Here is a 17,827-nt window from a genome sequence, read left to right on the forward strand (position 1 = left end):
GCTTGTGCTGGTTCTTCAGCTTTAGCTGGCTCTTCAGCTTTTACTGGCTCTTCAGCTTTTACTGGTTCTTCTGCTTTTACTGGTTCGTCAGCTTGTACTGGTTCGTCAGCTTTTACTGGTTCTTCAGCTTTTACTGGTTCTTCAGCTTGTACTGGCTCTTCAGCTTGTACTGGCTCTTCAGCTTTAACTGGCTCTTCAGCTTTAACTGGCTCTTCAGCTTGTGCTGGCTCTTCAGCTTGTACTGGTTCGTCAGCTTGTACTGGTTCGTCAGCTTTTACTGGTTCGTCAGCTTTTACTGGCTCTTCAGCTTTAACAGGCTCTTCAGCTTTAACAGGCTCTTCAGCTTTAACAGGCTCTTCAGCTTGTACTGGTTCTTCAGCTTTAACTGATTCTTCAGCTTTAACTGATTCTTCAGCTTGTACTGGCTGTTGAGTTTGTGACTGCTTTGCTTTTAACTCAGCTTCATACTCTGCAGCGGCTTGATCAGCAACTGGAATAAACGCAGGAGCGTCACTTTTCGCATCACTTGATTTTTCGTCTTGCTCTGGGCGACGGCGACGTTGACCAGCGGCACGTAAATGACGCGGTGAACGACGAGAGCGAGTACGAGGTTGAGCTTGTTCTTCATCAGTTGATGCTTCAACTACAGATTCAACTTGCTCTGTTTGTTTTGGCTCAGCGTCAGCTTTCACTGGTTCAGCTTTTACTTGTGATTCAGCAACTGGTTGCTCTGCTTGTTCAGTCTCAACTGCAACCGATTCTTTTGCAGGCTTAGCTGGTTTTTCAGCTTTTGGTGCTTGCTCTACCGGTTCATTAGTTTGTACTGAATTCGCATCATCTGCATTTTCGTCTTTAACGCGAACTTTCTTGCGCAAGTTACGGCGTTGACGACGAACCTTAGGTTTAGTTTCCTTTGGTTGCTCAGACTGTGTTTCTTGTGCCGTTTCTTTTGTTGTTTGCTCTACATCATCAGTGCGTTTTTCATTGCGCTTTCTGTTGTTAGAATTACGACGACGCTTGTTACGATTTTCGTTACCTTCTTTTTGCTCAGGTGTTGAAGTATTTGTATTTTCTTCTTTAGCCTGTGCGTCTTCAGGGCGTTTGTTACGAGAGTTACGACGGCGCTGATTGTTGCTACGACGACGGTTATCGTTGTTGCGACGATTATTGCTACGTCTTTGTGCTGCCTTTTTCTCTTCTTGCTCTTTCTCTGTTTCGTCTTCAGCAGTGCTAAATAACGATTTGAAGAACTTACCAATTGCAGCAAATAAACCACCTTCAGACTTTTTAGCTGCAGGGGTCGCTTGCTCAGCTTTAGGTGCTGCTTGAGGAGCCGGTGTAGTCGGCATAACGACACCTTTTAAAACTGGCTCTTCACGAACTGGTGCTGTAGGCGCTTTAGCCATTTCAAATGCTTCTGGCTCAGGCGCAACAACTTGCTCGTAGCTCACTGTTTCGATTGTTTCGTCTTTACGTAAGCGAATTACTTCGTAATGTGGCGTTTCCATGTGTTGATTAGGAATGATCACTACATCAACGTTGTGGCGCTTTTCGATGCGTTGAACACTACGACGCTTTTCGTTTAATAAGTAAGCGGCAACAGCAACAGGCACTTGTGCATTAACTTGTGATGTATTGTCTTTAATTGCTTCTTCTTCGATTAAGCGAAGGATAGACAGAGCAATTGATTCGTTTGAGCGAATCGTACCTTGACCATTACAACGAGGACATGGTCCTTGGCTCGCTTCGCCTAATGAAGGGCGTAAACGTTGACGCGACATTTCAAGTAGACCAAAGCGTGAGATCTTACCGATTTGAACACGTGCTCTATCAGGACGAGCGGCATCTTTTAAACGGTTCTCAACTTCACGTTGGTGACGTGGTGGGGTCATATCGATGAAATCGATAACAATAAGACCACCTAAGTCACGTAAACGTAATTGACGCGCAATTTCGTCTGCTGCTTCTAAGTTTGTATTAAGCGCAGTTTCTTCGATATCACCGCCTTTAGTGGCTTTTGACGAGTTAATATCGATAGATGTTAACGCTTCAGTTGGATCAATAACAATTGAGCCACCTGATGGTAAGCGAACTTCACGTTGGAAAGCTGACTCGATTTGGCTTTCTATCTGGTAATGAGTAAATAGCGGCACATCACCTTGATAAAGCTTTACGCGGCTCATGAAGTCTGGGCGGAAACGCTCAATGTGCGCTTTCGCTTCTTCGAATACACGTGCTTTATCAATTAATATTTCGCCAATATCACGACGTAAATAGTCACGAATCGCGCGGAATATTACGTTGCTTTCTTGGTGAATTAAGAACGGAGCAGGGCCACTGTCAGCTGCTTGCTGAATAGCTTGCCAATGCACCAATAATGCTTTTAAGTCGTACTCTAGTTCTTCAAAAGACTTACCAACACCTGCAGTACGAACAATTAAGCCCATACCTTTAGGAAGTTCTAAACGGCTTAGTGCTTCTTTAAGTTCAGTACGCTCATCACCTTCGATACGGCGAGAAATACCACCTGCACGTGGGTTGTTCGGCATAAGAACTAAATAGCTACCAGCAACACTGATAAAGGTTGTTAACGCAGCACCTTTTTGGCCACGCTCTTCTTTATCAACTTGCACGATAACTTCCTGGCCTTCTTTGATTACGTCACGAATGTTCGGACGGCCTTGGAATGTATAGCCTTGTGGGAAGTAGGTGCGAGCTATTTCTTTAAGTGGAAGGAAACCATGTCTTTCAGCGCCATAATCTACAAAGGCAGCTTCTAGTGATGGTTCGATACGGGTAATTTTACCCTTGTAAATATTTGCTTTTTTTTGTTCGTGACCCGGGCTCTCTATGTCTAAATCATACAGGCGCTGGCCATCAACCAGTGCAACGCGCATTTCTTCTTGCTGCGTCGCATTGATTAGCATACGTTTCATATTGTTACTCTACTAATTTTGTCGCTGACATGACGAAGTAAAATCGTCTGTTCAGTGGTATTTGACGGTTATTCTTGTGCAGTCTCACGACTGGGTAAAGTCAAAACCCTAGGTTGTTTGCTTACATTGAGCATCAGTATAGTGTGGCAGACAATAACATGCTGTCATGTTATTAGATTCTATTTGGTGCCAAAACTGCCGCATTTTTGCGGTTTTAATTTACGAGTTTTGTCCTGAAGTCGACCAGATTTCAATTTTTATTCAATGTCTTGCTACAACAGCTGCTTCTGAATGACGATGTTACGTTGTCACTATCAGTCAATTTATCTTGTTCAATTGCTTTTTATGTTCATTAATCAACATTCGTGCTCAAATTATTCAGGCGATATATTACGCGCACCGCCGATAATTGAACGCTCGTGTTGGTTGGGTAATTATAAAAGCTTTGGAAAACTTAGCGCGGATCTGTATGATCGGCAACCCAGAATATGCATCACGAATGTATTAATGTGATAAAAGCACCGTTGTTACTTGCAAACTTATGTTCGCAGCGGTGATTATCCCACTAATACAACCGGGTTAGCAACTAAATTATTTACTTAAATCAGTGATTAGGCAATGTCAGAAAAAACCGGCTTACAAGTTTCGTTTGTTACCATCAGTGAAGACCATCTAGGTCAACGTATTGATAACTTTCTTATTACCCACCTAAAAGGTGTGCCTAAAAGTGCAGTTTACAAAATCCTTCGTAAAGGCGAAGTGCGAGTAAATAAAAAACGCATTAAACCTGTTTACAAATTACAACTTAACGATGTTGTTCGCATTCCGCCTATTAAAGTCGCTGAAAAGGAAGAGTTCGTTCCGAAGAAACTTGATAAAGTTAAACAACTTGAAGATGCGATTTTGTTTGAAGACAAGTATTTAATGGTTATCAACAAACCTTCAGGAATGGCTGTTCACGGTGGCAGTGGCTTAAGCTATGGCTTAATCGAAGCACTACGTGTGCTCCGTCCTGAAGAGCGCAGCTTAGAGCTTGTCCATCGATTAGACCGCGACACATCAGGCTGTTTACTTATCTCAAAACGTCGTTCAGTGCTTACTGATTTACATAAGCAGTTGCGCGAAAAAACCATGGAAAAAAACTATTGGGCACTTGTTGATGGCCAATGGGATGCGAAAACTAAAAACGTTACTGAAGGGCTTCGTAAAAACACCTTAAAATCAGGTGAGCGAGTAGTGCGTGTAGATAATACCGAGGGTAAACCATCGCATACACGTTTTCGTGTCCTTGAGCGTTATGCTGAATGCTCATTAGTACAAGCATCGCCAGTTACTGGCCGTACACACCAAATTCGTGTGCATACACAATGCAAAGGCCACCCAATTGCGTGTGATGATAAATACGGTGTGGCAGAGTTTGATCAGTACGTGAATAAGTTAACTGGATTGAATCGTTTATTCTTGCATGCCCATGATTTGCGTTTTATGCACCCTAAAAATGAAACGACTATGCATGTTGAAGCGCCATTAGATAATGCACTTCAAAACTGTATCAAAAAGCTACGTACAGATAATGAACAAGTTTAAGTTAGTTATTTTTGATTGGGATGGCACTGTAATGGACTCAGTGCCAAAAATCGTCAACTGTTTGCGTAATACGGCTCGTGAATTAGGAATTGATATTCCATCTGAACAGCAAGCCAAGGATGTTATCGGTTTGTCGCTGGCAAAAGCAGCTGAAGTGCTTTTTCCTGCCCATGCACATTTAAACGATGAGCTAGTGGCTGGTTATAAAGCGCAGTATCGTGAGTTAGATGTAACACCTACGCCGCTATTTGCAGATGTAGAAACTGTGCTAAAGCAGCTAAGCGAGGCTGGCATGCAACTCGCTGTGGCTACCGGTAAAGGGCGTGAAGGTATCGACAGATTACTTAATGAGTCAGGTCTTGGTCAGTATTTTGTAAATGTAAAATGCTCAGATGATGCTAAGTCGAAGCCATCACCGGATATGCTTGAGCAAATTTTGCACGAGCAGGGCATAGCTAAACGTGATGCCGTAATGATTGGCGATAGCCAACTCGATATGGCAATGGCTAACGCTGCAGGTATTGCCTGTATTGGTGTTAGTTTTGGCGCTCATAGCCCGGCGCAGTTACAAAAACATACGCCGTTATGTGTTGTTGATTCATACCAACAACTATTGCAGGTTTTAACTACGCCCCTTGCAGCGTCAACACATCAACACCAAACTCAGCCAGTAGTTTAGTTAATGTGATCAGTGGCAGGCCTATAAGTGTATTTGGGTCATCGCCACTGAGTTTTTCAAATAGGCAAATACCTAACCCTTCACTTTTGAAGCTTCCAGCACAATTGTATGGTTGTTCAGCATCACAATAGGCATTAATTTGCTCAAATGTGAGTGTTTTAAATGTCACATCAAAGGGCACTACGGTGGTAATTGCTTTACCACTTTTTATATCAAATACACTCAAACCCGTTAAAAATGTCACTGTATGGCCACTAAATGTCGATAGTTGCTTAATAGCATTCTCTTTAGTATGAGGCTTACCTAAAATTGTATTGCTGAATACCGCAACCTGATCAGAGCCTATGACTAAACCTTCATCAAAATGCTTTATTGCTTCACGGGCTTTTTGTTCACTTAAACGCGCTACCAATTGCTCAGGTGTTTCAGCTTTAAAAGGGGTTTCGTCAATATCTGGAGAGAAACTTTCAAAAGGTAGATTGAATTTAGTTAATAATTGCTGTCTAAATGGTGAGCTTGACGCTAATATAAGTGTTGGTTTCATAATAAATTCTGGATGAAAATTGTATTTTGCCAAGGATAAGCCACATTGAATCCGAAAACAAAGCAGAAGATCGTTAAAAACCGGCTAAAAATGGTTTTTTACTTTGACTAACTTACTAACTATCTATATGATGCAGCCCCTATGCAAAAGGTGAAAATTCCCATCACTCTTCATCCCAGCAAAGCAGCACAACATCGTTTAACGTATGACGGTATTGTACCGCTTGAAAAACTTTCTCGTTTAGAGCAAGTTGTGCAGGAAGAAGCAGGTGAAATAGCGGTAAAGATTCATTGCAAAATTGATGAGCAAGGTTTAGTGGTAATAAGTGGAAACTTATCAACACATGTAACTGTAACTTGTCAACGCTGCAATGGTGAATTAGGGTTGGATTTGGAACAAGACTTTGTGTATTCGCCAGTTGGTTTGGATGCAGAGTCAGATCATCTACCTGCAGGTTACGATGAAGTAGAACTGGACGAAAACGGTGAAATCAACGTATTTGAGTTAATCGAAGACGAATTGATTTTGGCTATTCCAATAGTGCCTACACACAACGAAACCTCGTGCAGTTATTCATCAGAGCCTGCCAGCTTTGGTAAATTAGCAGCAAAAGATGACAAACCAAATCCATTTGATATTTTGAAACAACTTAAGAAAGATTCTTAGGAGAAGACTAATGGCTGTACAAAAAAGCAAAAAGTCTCGTGCAAGACGCGGCATGCGCCGTTCACACGATGCGATCAGTGGTCCAACTTTAACTGTAGATCAAGTTTCTGGTGAGACTCACCGTCGTCACCACGTAACTGCTGACGGTTACTATAAAGGCGTTAAAGTAATTTCTAACTAAGAGATTGCTATATGCTGACCAATCTAACCATAGCGTTAGATATGATGGGGGGCGATTACGGCCCCCGTTCATCTATCCCCGCTGCAGTAAACGCAGTTAATGCGAATACCAACTTAAGACTCATCTTATGTGGTAATCAGCAGGTTATTCTAAAAGAACTCGAAGCACTCGATTCTGTTTCACACCCTCGTTTAATTATTCGTCATTGTAGCGAAGTCGTTACTAATGCGTGTGAACCCGCTTTAGCAGTTCGTTCTAAAAAAGACTCTTCAATGCGAGTTGCCCTTGATTTAGTTAAATCGGGTGAAGCGCAAGCATGTGTAAGCTCTGGTAATACGGGCGCATTATTTTTCATGGCGCATTATGTATTAAAGATGCTTCCAGGCGTAAAACGCCCTGCATTAATTTCTGCTGTTCCAACTGAACGTAAAAACCCTGTCTATTTGTTAGATTTAGGTGCCAATGTGCATTGTGATGCACAAACACTTTATCAATTTGGCATCATGGGGTCTGTGGTAGCAGGTCAAGCTCTAGGTTGTGAAAATCCTAGAGTTAGTTTATTGAATATTGGCTCTGAAGACATAAAAGGGCACGAAGGAATAAAACAGGCTGCACAGTTAATGCAGCAGTGTAAATATCTTAATTACACAGGTTATAGTGAAGGTAGTGATATTTTCAGTGGCAAAGCCGATGTTATAGTTTGCGAAGGATTTGTAGGTAATGTGGCATTAAAAACCTGTGAGGGTATTGCCAAACTCATCATGCATAAACTCACCAAAGCCTTACACAAACATTTCTTGTACAAGTGTTTAGCATTTTTATTACGTCCAGTGATAAAAAAACTCTACAAGCGGGTGAACCCCGACCAGTATAACGGCGCAAGTCTGGTAGGATTGCGCGGTATTGTTGTTAAAAGCCATGGTAATGCCTCTGCGAAGGCGTTTCATGCTGCTATTGATGAAGCCGCGCGGGAAGTCGAACGCCAACTCCCTGAAAAAATCGCTGCGATTTTTGAGCAAACACATCCAACAACAAAGTAGTGCAGCATAGTTAAAACTTGTTATGCTGCCTACTGATGAATATTTTTTTGTTTAATTATAAGAGCAAAGTATGGCACATAAAATTGCACTCGTATTTCCAGGTCAAGGCTCACAAGCTGTGGGCATGTTATCTGAACTATTAGCTGATTCACAAATTGCTAAAGCAACATTCGCTGAAGCATCTGAAGCACTTGGCTATGATCTCGCTGCACTTGTACTTAATGGTCCAGAAGAAGAATTAAATCAAACCCATCGTACACAACCAGCACTTCTTACTGCCAGTGTTGCTATTTACCGTCAATGGTTAGACGCAAACCCTGAAGCCGATGTTGTTATGGCCGGTCACAGTTTAGGCGAATATTCAGCCCTTGTTTGTGCTGGCGTTGTAAGCTTAAGCGAAGCCGTTAAACTTGTTGAGAACCGTGGTTTATACATGCAAGAAGCAGTACCTGCGGGTGTTGGTTCTATGGCTGCAATCATCGGTTTAGGTGATGATGAAATTAAAGTTGCCTGTGAAGCGTCAGCAAATGGTGACGTTGTTTCACCAGTAAACTACAACTCTCCAGGTCAAGTTGTAATTGCAGGTCACAAAGCGGCAGTTGAGCGTGCATCAGAAGCATGTAAAGAAGCCGGCGCTAAACGTGCTTTACCACTTGCAGTTAGCGTACCGTCTCACTGTGAACTAATGAAACCAGCTGCTGAAAAATTAGCTGCTGATTTAGCTGCTTTAACATTTAATACACCTAAGTGTGATGTAATCAACAACGTTGATGTAAAAGCTGAGCAATCAAGCGAAGCAATTAAAGATGCATTAGTACGTCAACTATACAGCCCAGTACGCTGGACTGAAACAGTACAAGCATTGGTTGCACAAGGTATTACACAAAGCTATGAGTTTGGCCCTGGTAAAGTTTTAACGGGTCTTGCGAAACGAATTGATAAAGCAATGGTATGCGCTGCGGTTAACACGCAAGCTACGATTGATGAAGCGAAATAAGTAGGAATAGAATGACAAATTTATTTTCTCTTGAGGGCAAGGTTGTCCTAATCACTGGTGCAAGCCGTGGTATTGGTAAAGCAATTGCAAACACGTTAGTTGCACAAGGTGCAAAAGTAGCGGGTACTGCAACAAGCGAATCAGGTGCTGCTAAAATCAGTGAATACTTAGGTGACAACGGTAAAGGCTATGCTCTTAACGTAACCGATCCTGAGTCGATTGAGGCAACACTTGCTGCAATTAAGGCTGATTTAGGTGATATTGACGTATTAGTTAACAATGCGGGTATCACCCGTGATAACTTATTAATGCGTATGAAAGACGGTGAGTGGGATGACATCATCGACACTAACTTAAGCTCAATTTTCCGTTTATCAAAGGCTGTATTACGCCCTATGATGAAAAAGAAAAATGGCCGTATCATTAATATTGGTTCTGTAGTGGGCACTATGGGTAACGCGGGTCAGGCAAACTACGCCGCGGCGAAAGCGGGTGTTATTGGTTTTACTAAGTCATTAGCACGCGAAGTTGCCTCACGTGGTATTACAGTTAATGTAGTAGCGCCAGGTTTTATCCAAACAGACATGACAGATGAGCTGACTGATGAGCAAAAAGCAGCTACGCTTGCAAATGTACCTGCTGGTCGTTTAGGTCAACCTGAAGAAATTGCTGCTGCAGTGTGTTATTTAGCATCTGACGCTGCTGCGTATGTATCAGGCGAAACATTGCACGTAAATGGCGCGATGTACATGGTTTAATGAAAGTTGGCAAAAATTTGCTAACGAAAGATTATCGAAAATTGTTGAATTTTTTGTGATCTTGCTTTAAACATACTTGAATTCGCTATGAAAATAAGCGATAAATGAACAAATACCAATCAAGAGGTTTGACCAGATAAGTAATTATCAGCAAATCCTTGAATCACAGAATTATGCGGCGTAAACTACGCCGCAATCTGAAAATAACGCATTGGCGTTTTTAATAAAGGAAAGAAGAATGAGCGACATCCAAGAACGCGTAAAGAAAATTATCATTGAGCAACTAGGTGTTAAAGAAGAAGAAGTAAAACATGAAGCTTCTTTCGTTGACGACTTAGGTGCTGACTCACTTGACACTGTAGAACTAGTAATGGCTCTTGAAGAAGAGTTCGACACTGAGATCCCAGACGAAGAAGCTGAAAAGATCACTACAGTTCAAGCTGCAATCGATTACGTTACAGCTCACGCTGAGTAATTTTACGCATTTTGATTTTTAAGGGCAGCGTTTAGCTGCCCTTAGTCTATCTATAGAATGATACTAATTATTACCAATTAGCAGTAAAAATTGCTAATTATGAAGGTGAAGCCTAGCAACAATGTAGTGGAAGTTTCTGATTCAAAATCACTAACAATGAAGCTTTTGCCATATTACTAATTTAGCTTTTTCTTCAAATGACGCGATATAACGTTATTGGTATAATTTGGTTTACACCTACCTAAAATAATTTCCTTATTGGAGGCAACCCGTGGCTAAACGTCGAGTCGTCGTAACTGGCTTAGGAATGTTGACACCGCTAGGTAATGATGTTGAATCTACTTGGCAAGGTTTGTTAAACGGTAAAAGTGGTATTCAAACTATCACACATTTCGATACCTCAAGTTTCGGCACCAAATTCGCAGGTTTGCTGAATGACTTTGATGCATCAGCTTACATGTCACCGAAAGATGCAAAGAAAATGGATTTGTTTATCCAATATGGCATTGCAGCGGGTGTACAAGCACTACAAGATTCTGGTCTAGAGATCACTGAACAAAACGCCACGCGCGTTGGTGTTGCAGTGGGTTCTGGCATTGGTGGTTTGACGTTAATCGAAGAAAACCACATTAAACTACTAAATAGTGGTCCGCGTAAGCTTTCACCATTTTATGTGCCTTCGACTATTATCAATATGATCTCGGGCCATTTATCGATTATGCATGGTTTACGTGGTCCAAACATTTCAATTGTTACGGCATGTACAACAGGCTTACATAACATTGGTCATGCTGCGCGTATGATTGCATACGGTGATGCAGACGCAATGGTAGCCGGTGGTGCAGAAAAAGCATCTACACCAATTGGTATGGGTGGTTTTAATGCGGCACGTGCACTATCAACACGTAACGACGATCCACAAGCAGCATCACGCCCTTGGGATAAAGACCGTGACGGTTTTGTTCTTGCTGATGGTGCCGGTGTTATCGTACTTGAAGAATATGAGCATGCAAAAGCACGTGGTGCGAAAATCTACGCTGAACTGGTAGGTTTTGGTATGAGTGGTGATGCATATCACATGACCTCTCCACCTGAAGACGGTGCAGGCGCAGCACTTGCGATGGAAAATGCATTAAACGATGCACAAGTTAATGCAGACCAAGTTGGTTATATTAATGCTCACGGTACATCGACTAATGCAGGCGATAAAGCCGAAACATCAGCCGTTAAAACTATTTTTGGTGATGCAGCGAAAGATGTGATGGTAAGTTCATCTAAATCAATGATGGGCCACTTGTTAGGTGCAGCAGGCTCAGTAGAGTCAATTATTACTATCTTGTCACTTGTTGACCAGAAAGTAAGCCCTACAATTAACCTTGATAACCCTGATGAAGGTTGTGATTTAGACTATGTACCGCACACTGCACGTGACGCTAAATTGGATTACGCACTATGTAATTCATTTGGTTTTGGTGGTACTAATGGCTCGTTGCTGTTTAAAAAGGTATAATTCTTTTTAACAACGGACTAAAAGAAGAGCCCAGTTGTTTAACTGGGCTTTTTTGTATGAGTAAATTAAAACAAACAATAAAAATAACCGCACCAGACACCACAATAAGCACACAAGATCGTGGCTTAAATTACGGTGATGGCTTTTTCACGACTGCCTCAGTGGTGGACTCAGAGGTTGAGCACTGGGATTTACATAAAGCGCGTTTAGAAGAATGCGCACAAAGGCTATTTTTCCCAGAGTTAGATTTAACCGCAATTGAGTGTGAAGTTAACCAAGCAATTAGTGATACACAAACGGGTATTTTAAAAATAGTCGTCACTCGTGGCGTAGGTGGTCGTGGTTATGGTTTACCAGATACACCCAATATCCAAATTCTTATCACAGTATTACCTGCGGTTTTACACTATCAATCCTGGCAACAGCAGGGTGTTAAATTAGCAATAAGTGACGTGAGACTTGCATACCAACCGTTACTTGCTGGACTAAAAACCCTAAATCGTTTAGAGCAAGTACTTATAAAAAAGCACATGCATACTGTTGAGTGTGATGACGTTGTGGTGCTTGACTATAAAAATAATGTGATTGAGTGCTCAGCTGCAAATATATTAGCCATTAAAAACGGTAAAATCGTTTCACCCAAGTTAGATGGCTGCGGTATTACAGGGGTTTATCTAAACGCTTTATGTGGTAAGTTAGCCATTGAGTTTAAAGCAATCCAACTGGATGAGTTGCTAGCTATGGATGCCGTATTTATGTGCAACAGTTTAATGGGTGTGGTTCCGGTTACAAGCATTGCTGATACACAGTTTGATATTGTACGCAGTAACGCGCTATTAGCGGCGCAGTTTGCCAAGGAGAATACGTGATAAAAGTCATTGTTAGCGTGCTGTTATTAGCATTGCTATGTTGTGGTATTGGCTATCAACAGCTTCAATCAGCACTAAAAATGCCGTTAAAAGTTGAAAACAGTACTTTATTCAAAGTAGAGCGCGGCACTGGCTTTAATCAACTCTGCCAAGCATGGCAAGCAAAGCAGTGGCTCGATAGCTGCTTTAAATTTCAGGTACTCGCTAAATTAGATCCGACTCTTACTGATTTAAAAGCGGGTCTGTATGAGCTTGATACAAGTGCTGTGATTGATAATATTCGCCGTATCAATGAAGGTGCACAAGTAAGCTTTAGTTTCACTATTATTGAAGGGCAACCTCTTCGTGAAGTGGTGGCAAACATAGCAAAACAAGCTCATTTAACACAAGATTTAGATCCAGAAAATTTAGCTTCGCAGATAAGTAGCACGCAAGAAAATTTAGAAGGCTGGTTGTTCCCAGACACCTATCATTACCATAGTGAAGATAGTGCCAGTGGCTTATTAAAACGCGCATACAGCAAAATGCAGCAAGAATTAGAGGCTGCATGGCAAAATAGAGCGCCAGATTTAGTTTTAAACTCACCCTATGAAGCTTTAATTCTCGCGTCGATTATTGAAAAAGAAACTGGTCTTGCTTCTGAGCGACCATTAATTTCGGCGGTATTTACTAATCGTTTAAAAACCAACATGCGTTTGCAAACCGATCCGACAGTTATCTATGGTATAGGTGCGGATTTTGATGGTGATATTAAGCGCAAAGATTTAACAACGTATACACCGTATAATACATATAAAATAAAAGGCTTACCGCCAACACCAATAGCCATGCCATCGAAAGCAGCGCTACTTGCGGCAGTTAATCCGCCTGAGTCTGAGTACGTGTATTTTGTCTCGAAGGGAGATGGCAGCCATCAATTTTCGAAAACGTTACAAGAACATAATCGCGCAGTTAAACAGTATCAATTGAATTAACAACCAGAATAGAGTCATATGACAGCGAAATTTATAGTGATTGAAGGCCTTGAAGGGGCTGGAAAATCAACGGCAATTGCCGTGTGCCAAGCTTATTTAGAAAATAAGCAGACCGAATTTATCAATGTGCGTGAGCCAGGCGGAACACCCATGGCAGAAGAACTACGTAGTATCGTAAAACAGGCTCATCAAGAAACAGTCACTTCTGAAACTGAGCTGTTAATTATGTATGCGGCACGTTCGCAATTGGTTGCTAATGTCATTGAACCAGCACTTAAAAAGGGCACTTGGGTGTTAGGTGATCGTCATGATCTCTCATCGCAAGCGTATCAAGGGGGTGGTCGTGGGATTGAACAAGAGCAACTTTCTTTTTTAGCTGATATGGTGTTAAAGGGTTTAAAACCAGACTTAACGATATATTTAGATATTGAACCTGCAGTGGGTCTTGAACGTGCAAAAGGGCGTGGTGAACTAGACCGTATAGAGCAAGAAGCTTTAGGCTTTTTTGAGCGCACTCGAGAACGTTATCTTGAAATTGCAAGCACTGACAACAGCATCAAAACAGTAGATGCTAATCAAACCATGCCTGAAGTGCATGCAGCTATTACCAGTGTGCTTGATGAATTCTTCAAAGGTGTAAATTAGCATGCCTTTGCCATGGCTTGAACCTTTATATCAGCAATTAGCTCAAAGCTATTCGCAGCAACGTTTCCATCATGCACAGTTATTTAATGGCGATATCGGTGTAGGAAAACGTGAGCTAGTTGATATGTTAGCTGATGCGTTACTGTGCTCTAATGCCCACAACCTAATTGCCTGTGGAAAATGTAAAAGCTGTCAATTAAACCGAGCAAACACACATCCCGACAAGCGAGTTGTAAAGGTTGAAGGCCAAACTATTGGTGTTGATGAAGTGCGTGAAATTACAGATTTTATTAATCATTCATCAGCTCAAAATGGTAATAAAGTGGTGGTACTTGAACACAGTCATAAAATGACTACCGCAGCTGCAAATGCCTTGTTAAAAACTCTTGAAGAACCCAGTTTAAATCGATACCTGCTTTTAACCTGTGAACAACTGGCTTTATTGCCAGCCACAATTTTAAGCCGCTGTGCAGTTCATGAGGTAAAGGTAAATCCTAGCCTAGCTAAAAAATGGTTGGGTGAATTTAATATACCTCATTATTCTTGGTTAGAACTATTTGTAGAGCAGCCAATGCTTATTGAGCATTGGTATAATGAAAAGCAATTAGACTCAATAGATTCCCTCTATAAATTTGCAACTGAGTTAAAAGACAGCGATAATTTCAGTGCTTTAGTCGAGATCCTTAGCAAAGATAGCACCTTGATTAATGTATTTGTTTTGTTTTTAACAGAACATTTAAAGGAAAAATTAGTATTAGGGATGGATTTTTTCAGCTACCAAAAAGCGCAACAAGCCATAGCAGAATTTCTGTATAATAGCTCGCATGTGCTAGGTTTAAATATGTCGCTGGCCATTTCGAAGTTAGCGTTTTCATTACGTGAAAGCCAAAATTAGGATACATCGTGCAAGAATTATTAGTAGATATTGAAGACTTAGAAGAATTATATCGCTGTTACATGCCGTACTTAAAAAATGGTGGTTTATTTGTTCGCACTAATATGCGTTTTGAAATGGGCCATTCACTTGCATTAAAAGTTACTTTACCTGATGCATTGGAAGACGATGTAGTGACAGGTAAAGTTGCTTGGATCACCCCGCAAGGTGCTCAAAGTTCAAATCCACCGGGTATCGGTGTGAATTTTATTGATGACAAAACGAATTTGAATGCGAAGATCGAAAAACTTTTGGGTACTATGTTAAACTCTGGCAATCCGACCTATACCATGTAATAAAAGTAGTACCATGATTGTAGATTCTCATTGCCATTTAGACAGGCTCGATTTCGATAAACTCGACCTTAATTTAGACCAAGTACTTGAAAATGCTCGCGCAAAGAAAGTTGAACATTTCTTGTGCGTGAGTGTCACTTTAGATCAATTCCCAACGATGCTGGATAAAATCAAACACTATCCAGATGTTTCTGCATCATGCGGCGTTCACCCACTTGATCAAAAAGACGCGCTCGATAAGCAAAAACTTATTTCACTTGCTAGCCACGATAAAGTGGTTGCGATAGGTGAAACCGGTCTAGATTACTATTACTCAAAAGACACCCACATAGTTCAGCAAGAAAGTTTTGTTGGTCATATCGAGGTTGCTAATGAGCTCAATAAGCCGCTAATTATTCATACTCGTGATGCCAGAGTAGACACCATTAATCTAATGCGTGCGCATAATGCAGAGAATTGTGGTGGTGTACTACACTGCTTTACAGAAAACTGGGAAATGGCCAAAAAAGCCATTGATATGGGCTTTTATATCTCGATTTCGGGTATCGTTACGTTTAAAAATGCCGTTGAGCTAAAAGATGTTGTAAAGCAAATCCCGCTTGATCGCTTATTAATTGAAACAGACTCACCCTATTTAGCGCCTGTTCCTTATCGTGGTAAAACAAATCAACCAGCCTACGTTGAAGATGTAGCTTATTACATCGCTGAGTTAAAAGGGCTTACTTTTAACGAGTTAGCCGAAGCAACAACTAACAACTTTTACTCGTTGTTCAATCAAGCTAAAAGGGCGTAGTGGTGCAAGGCGTATCTAATTTACCTCAGTTAGTAATGGGGCCAATGGTACGCCGAGCAGATGCAGGGCGAGTGTGCTTTCAATTTGTTACAACTGTGCCTTGCCAATACCGAATTGAGTTTAAAGGTGTTGATACTTACTCTAACTTAGAGTCAATTCAATTAGGGCAACATCTTTACTTAAATTTCATCAATGTCATGCCAGTCAGTGGCCAGTTTACAGTAGATTCACTGATCTATTATTCGTTACATGATGAAGATAAAAGCATTGATCTGTCGTCTTATTGCTACGAGCGAGCTGAATCTCCTGCATTTGTGATCCCCAATAGGCTCGATAGGATTCTTCATGGTTCCTGTCGTAACCCTCATCACCCAGCAAAAGATAGTCTCGTTGCTGCTGACAAATGGCAAAATGACCAGCGTCAATCTCTTAATGCAGGTGCTGACTTATTATTGTTATCTGGCGATCAAATATATGCGGATGATGTCGCAGGGCCTATGCTGCTCGCGATTGAAAAAGTGATTAGTTTATTTGGTGTGTTTGTAGAGCCCGAACTTGATTTAGATTTACCAGCAGGGCTTGAACAACAACTTTATAAGCGCCATTTACACTTACCTAAAGTGCCTTGGCAAAAACGCAGTAAATTCGGTGTTGGTTATTGGCTCAAAAAAGATGAGCCGCACTTCTCAAGTTTAAAAGCTGAAAACCACTTAATTTATTTTCAAGAATTTATAGCGCTTTATTTACTAAACTTTAGCGCTGTTACTTGGCAGTTAATCGAGTTTGAAACAATTGAATGCCCAGCATTAGCTCCTAAATACGCTAATTTATTCAAACTTGAAAAAGACGCTTTACTTGGTTTCGCAAAAGGCCTTGGTAGTGTCGAAAGATTATTTGCCAATGTATCGACATTGATGATGTTTGATGATCATGATGTCACCGATGATTGGAACTTAACCGCAGGATGGGAGCAGGCTATTTATCAGCACCCAGCTAGCCGACGCATAGTAAATAATGGCCTGATTAGTTATTGGTTAATGCAAGGAATTGGTAATGATGCGGGCGCTAACTCGTTGTCTTTATTGCCAAGTTTTAAGCAGAGTTTAAAGAAGCAGAGTTGGCATTTTAAAGACTTTGATAAGCTAATACTTAATTTTAACCATTGGCATTATGAGCTTAATACCATACCCAAAGTTGTGGTGCTCGATACCCGAACCCATCGCTGGCGTAATGAACAAAACTTCAATGAACCATCTGGCCTACTTGATTGGGAAAGGCTAACGGAATTAGAAGAAAGCTTATTGTCTCACGATAAAGTGATTATTGTATCTCCAGCACCGGTGTTTGGTGTTAAATCAATTGAAGCAATCCAAGCTATTTTTAATTTTTGTGGGCAACCTTTGCTAGTTGATGTTGAAAACTGGATGGCCCACGAAGGTTCCGCTAAAAAGCTACTTGATACTTTCCGCCGTGAAGATACACCAAAAGAAACCTTGATACTCTCTGGTGATGTACATTATTCATTTTGTTTTTCAGTGCAAAAACGCTTTGGCAAACATAAAAACCGCATTTGGCAGTTAACCGCCAGTGGTATTAAAAATGAGTTTCCTCGCAAGCTCATTAATGTACTCGATAAGCTAGATTCGATTTTATATGCCCCAAAAAGCCCACTTAACTTTTTTACTAAACGTTGGCAGATGGAAGTTGATAAACACCAAACCATGGGTGAAGGGCAAAAGTATTTGGTTAGTAATGCAGCTATCAGTTTGATAGAGCTCAATGATGGTTTGCTCGCAAAATATGAACTAATTCATGCTGACAACCAAATTACAGAATTCGATTTAAACACACATTAATCGAATACTCAGAATAAAAAAACGCCCAGAACGAATCCGCATTGTTCTGGGCTTAGGGGTGGCTCGTGCGAGCCTGCGCTAACTATA

General features: G+C 41.1%; 18 protein-coding genes. 16 read left to right on the forward strand and 2 right to left on the reverse strand.

From position 1 onward, the window contains the following. Positions 1-2,936: ribonuclease E (gene rne, locus L1264_RS16935; protein ID WP_235404271.1), on the reverse strand; the 2,936-nt coding region annotated here is incomplete at its 3' end. Between the two features lie 618 nt (positions 2,937-3,554). Between rne and rluC the strand changes: the two genes are divergently transcribed. Together rluC and L1264_RS16945 are read left to right on the forward strand one after the other, a co-directional pair. Next, positions 3,555-4,523 carry a 23S rRNA pseudouridine(955/2504/2580) synthase RluC gene (gene rluC, locus L1264_RS16940; protein WP_199526583.1) on the forward strand — a complete coding sequence of 323 codons (969 nt, stop codon included), beginning with the start codon at positions 3,555-3,557 and terminating at the stop codon, positions 4,521-4,523. Continuing rightward, on the forward strand, positions 4,510-5,202 hold the full coding sequence (locus tag L1264_RS16945; RefSeq protein WP_135924336.1) for an HAD family hydrolase: 693 nt from the start codon (positions 4,510-4,512) through the stop codon (positions 5,200-5,202). Before rluC ends, L1264_RS16945 begins: the two co-directional genes overlap by 14 nt. Here the strand turns inward: L1264_RS16945 and L1264_RS16950 are convergent. Continuing rightward, positions 5,150-5,746: a Maf family protein gene (locus tag L1264_RS16950; RefSeq protein ID WP_235404273.1), complete on the reverse strand. Its 597-nt coding sequence runs from the start codon at positions 5,744-5,746 to the stop codon at positions 5,150-5,152. The genes L1264_RS16945 and L1264_RS16950 overlap by 53 nt on opposite strands. A 141-nt stretch (positions 5,747-5,887) precedes the next feature. Here L1264_RS16950 and yceD point away from each other — a divergent pair, with 141 nt between their 5' ends. The 14 genes from yceD to L1264_RS17020 all read left to right on the forward strand — a co-directional run bounded on the left by yceD (position 5,888) and on the right by L1264_RS17020 (position 17,740). After that, on the forward strand, positions 5,888-6,412 hold the full coding sequence (gene yceD, locus L1264_RS16955) for a 23S rRNA accumulation protein YceD (protein WP_135924338.1): 525 nt from the start codon (positions 5,888-5,890) through the stop codon (positions 6,410-6,412). Between the two features lie 10 nt (positions 6,413-6,422). Beyond that, complete coding sequence (rpmF, locus tag L1264_RS16960) at positions 6,423-6,593, forward strand: 50S ribosomal protein L32 (protein WP_036967969.1); 171 nt, start codon at positions 6,423-6,425, stop codon at positions 6,591-6,593. 11 nt (positions 6,594-6,604) lie between these two features. Next, positions 6,605-7,633 carry a phosphate acyltransferase PlsX gene (gene plsX / locus L1264_RS16965; protein WP_135924339.1) on the forward strand — a complete coding sequence of 343 codons (1,029 nt, stop codon included), beginning with the start codon at positions 6,605-6,607 and terminating at the stop codon, positions 7,631-7,633. Positions 7,634-7,703: 70 nt separating this feature from the next. Beyond that, complete coding sequence (gene fabD, locus L1264_RS16970) at positions 7,704-8,630, forward strand: ACP S-malonyltransferase (RefSeq protein WP_235404275.1); 927 nt, start codon at positions 7,704-7,706, stop codon at positions 8,628-8,630. Between the two features lie 11 nt (positions 8,631-8,641). Then, positions 8,642-9,388: a 3-oxoacyl-ACP reductase FabG gene (gene fabG / locus L1264_RS16975; protein WP_063704919.1), complete on the forward strand. Its 747-nt coding sequence runs from the start codon at positions 8,642-8,644 to the stop codon at positions 9,386-9,388. 238 nt (positions 9,389-9,626) lie between these two features. Next, complete coding sequence (gene acpP / locus L1264_RS16980) at positions 9,627-9,863, forward strand: acyl carrier protein (protein ID WP_016707440.1); 237 nt, start codon at positions 9,627-9,629, stop codon at positions 9,861-9,863. A 271-nt stretch (positions 9,864-10,134) separates the two neighbouring features. Then, a complete protein-coding gene (gene fabF / locus L1264_RS16985; RefSeq protein ID WP_135924341.1) occupies positions 10,135-11,373 on the forward strand; it encodes a beta-ketoacyl-ACP synthase II in 1,239 nt (412 codons plus the stop codon). A gap of 56 nt (positions 11,374-11,429) precedes the next feature. Next, positions 11,430-12,242: an aminodeoxychorismate lyase gene (gene pabC, locus L1264_RS16990; RefSeq protein ID WP_199526581.1), complete on the forward strand. Its 813-nt coding sequence runs from the start codon at positions 11,430-11,432 to the stop codon at positions 12,240-12,242. After that, the gene (mltG, locus tag L1264_RS16995) at positions 12,239-13,216 is read left to right on the forward strand and encodes an endolytic transglycosylase MltG (RefSeq protein ID WP_199526580.1); all 978 of its coding nucleotides are present in this window, start codon (positions 12,239-12,241) and stop codon (positions 13,214-13,216) included. Before pabC ends, mltG begins: the two co-directional genes overlap by 4 nt. A gap of 18 nt (positions 13,217-13,234) precedes the next feature. Continuing rightward, positions 13,235-13,861 (forward strand): dTMP kinase, encoded by a 627-nt coding sequence (tmk, locus tag L1264_RS17000; protein ID WP_199526579.1) that lies wholly within the window; start codon positions 13,235-13,237, stop codon positions 13,859-13,861. Position 13,862: 1 nt separating this feature from the next. Continuing rightward, positions 13,863-14,756: a DNA polymerase III subunit gene (locus tag L1264_RS17005; RefSeq protein ID WP_199526578.1), complete on the forward strand. Its 894-nt coding sequence runs from the start codon at positions 13,863-13,865 to the stop codon at positions 14,754-14,756. Positions 14,757-14,764: 8 nt separating this feature from the next. After that, positions 14,765-15,091, forward strand: coding sequence for a PilZ domain-containing protein (locus L1264_RS17010; RefSeq protein WP_054554720.1), 327 nt, complete (start codon positions 14,765-14,767; stop codon positions 15,089-15,091). A gap of 13 nt (positions 15,092-15,104) precedes the next feature. After that, positions 15,105-15,884 (forward strand): TatD family hydrolase, encoded by a 780-nt coding sequence (locus L1264_RS17015; RefSeq protein WP_235404277.1) that lies wholly within the window; start codon positions 15,105-15,107, stop codon positions 15,882-15,884. Positions 15,885-15,919: 35 nt separating this feature from the next. Beyond that, the gene (locus L1264_RS17020) at positions 15,920-17,740 is read left to right on the forward strand and encodes an alkaline phosphatase D family protein (RefSeq protein WP_235404282.1); all 1,821 of its coding nucleotides are present in this window, start codon (positions 15,920-15,922) and stop codon (positions 17,738-17,740) included. Positions 17,741-17,827 lie beyond the last annotated feature (87 nt).

Source organism: Pseudoalteromonas sp. APAL1, assembly GCF_021532475.1.
Lineage (GTDB): Bacteria > Pseudomonadota > Gammaproteobacteria > Enterobacterales > Alteromonadaceae > Pseudoalteromonas > Pseudoalteromonas lipolytica_C.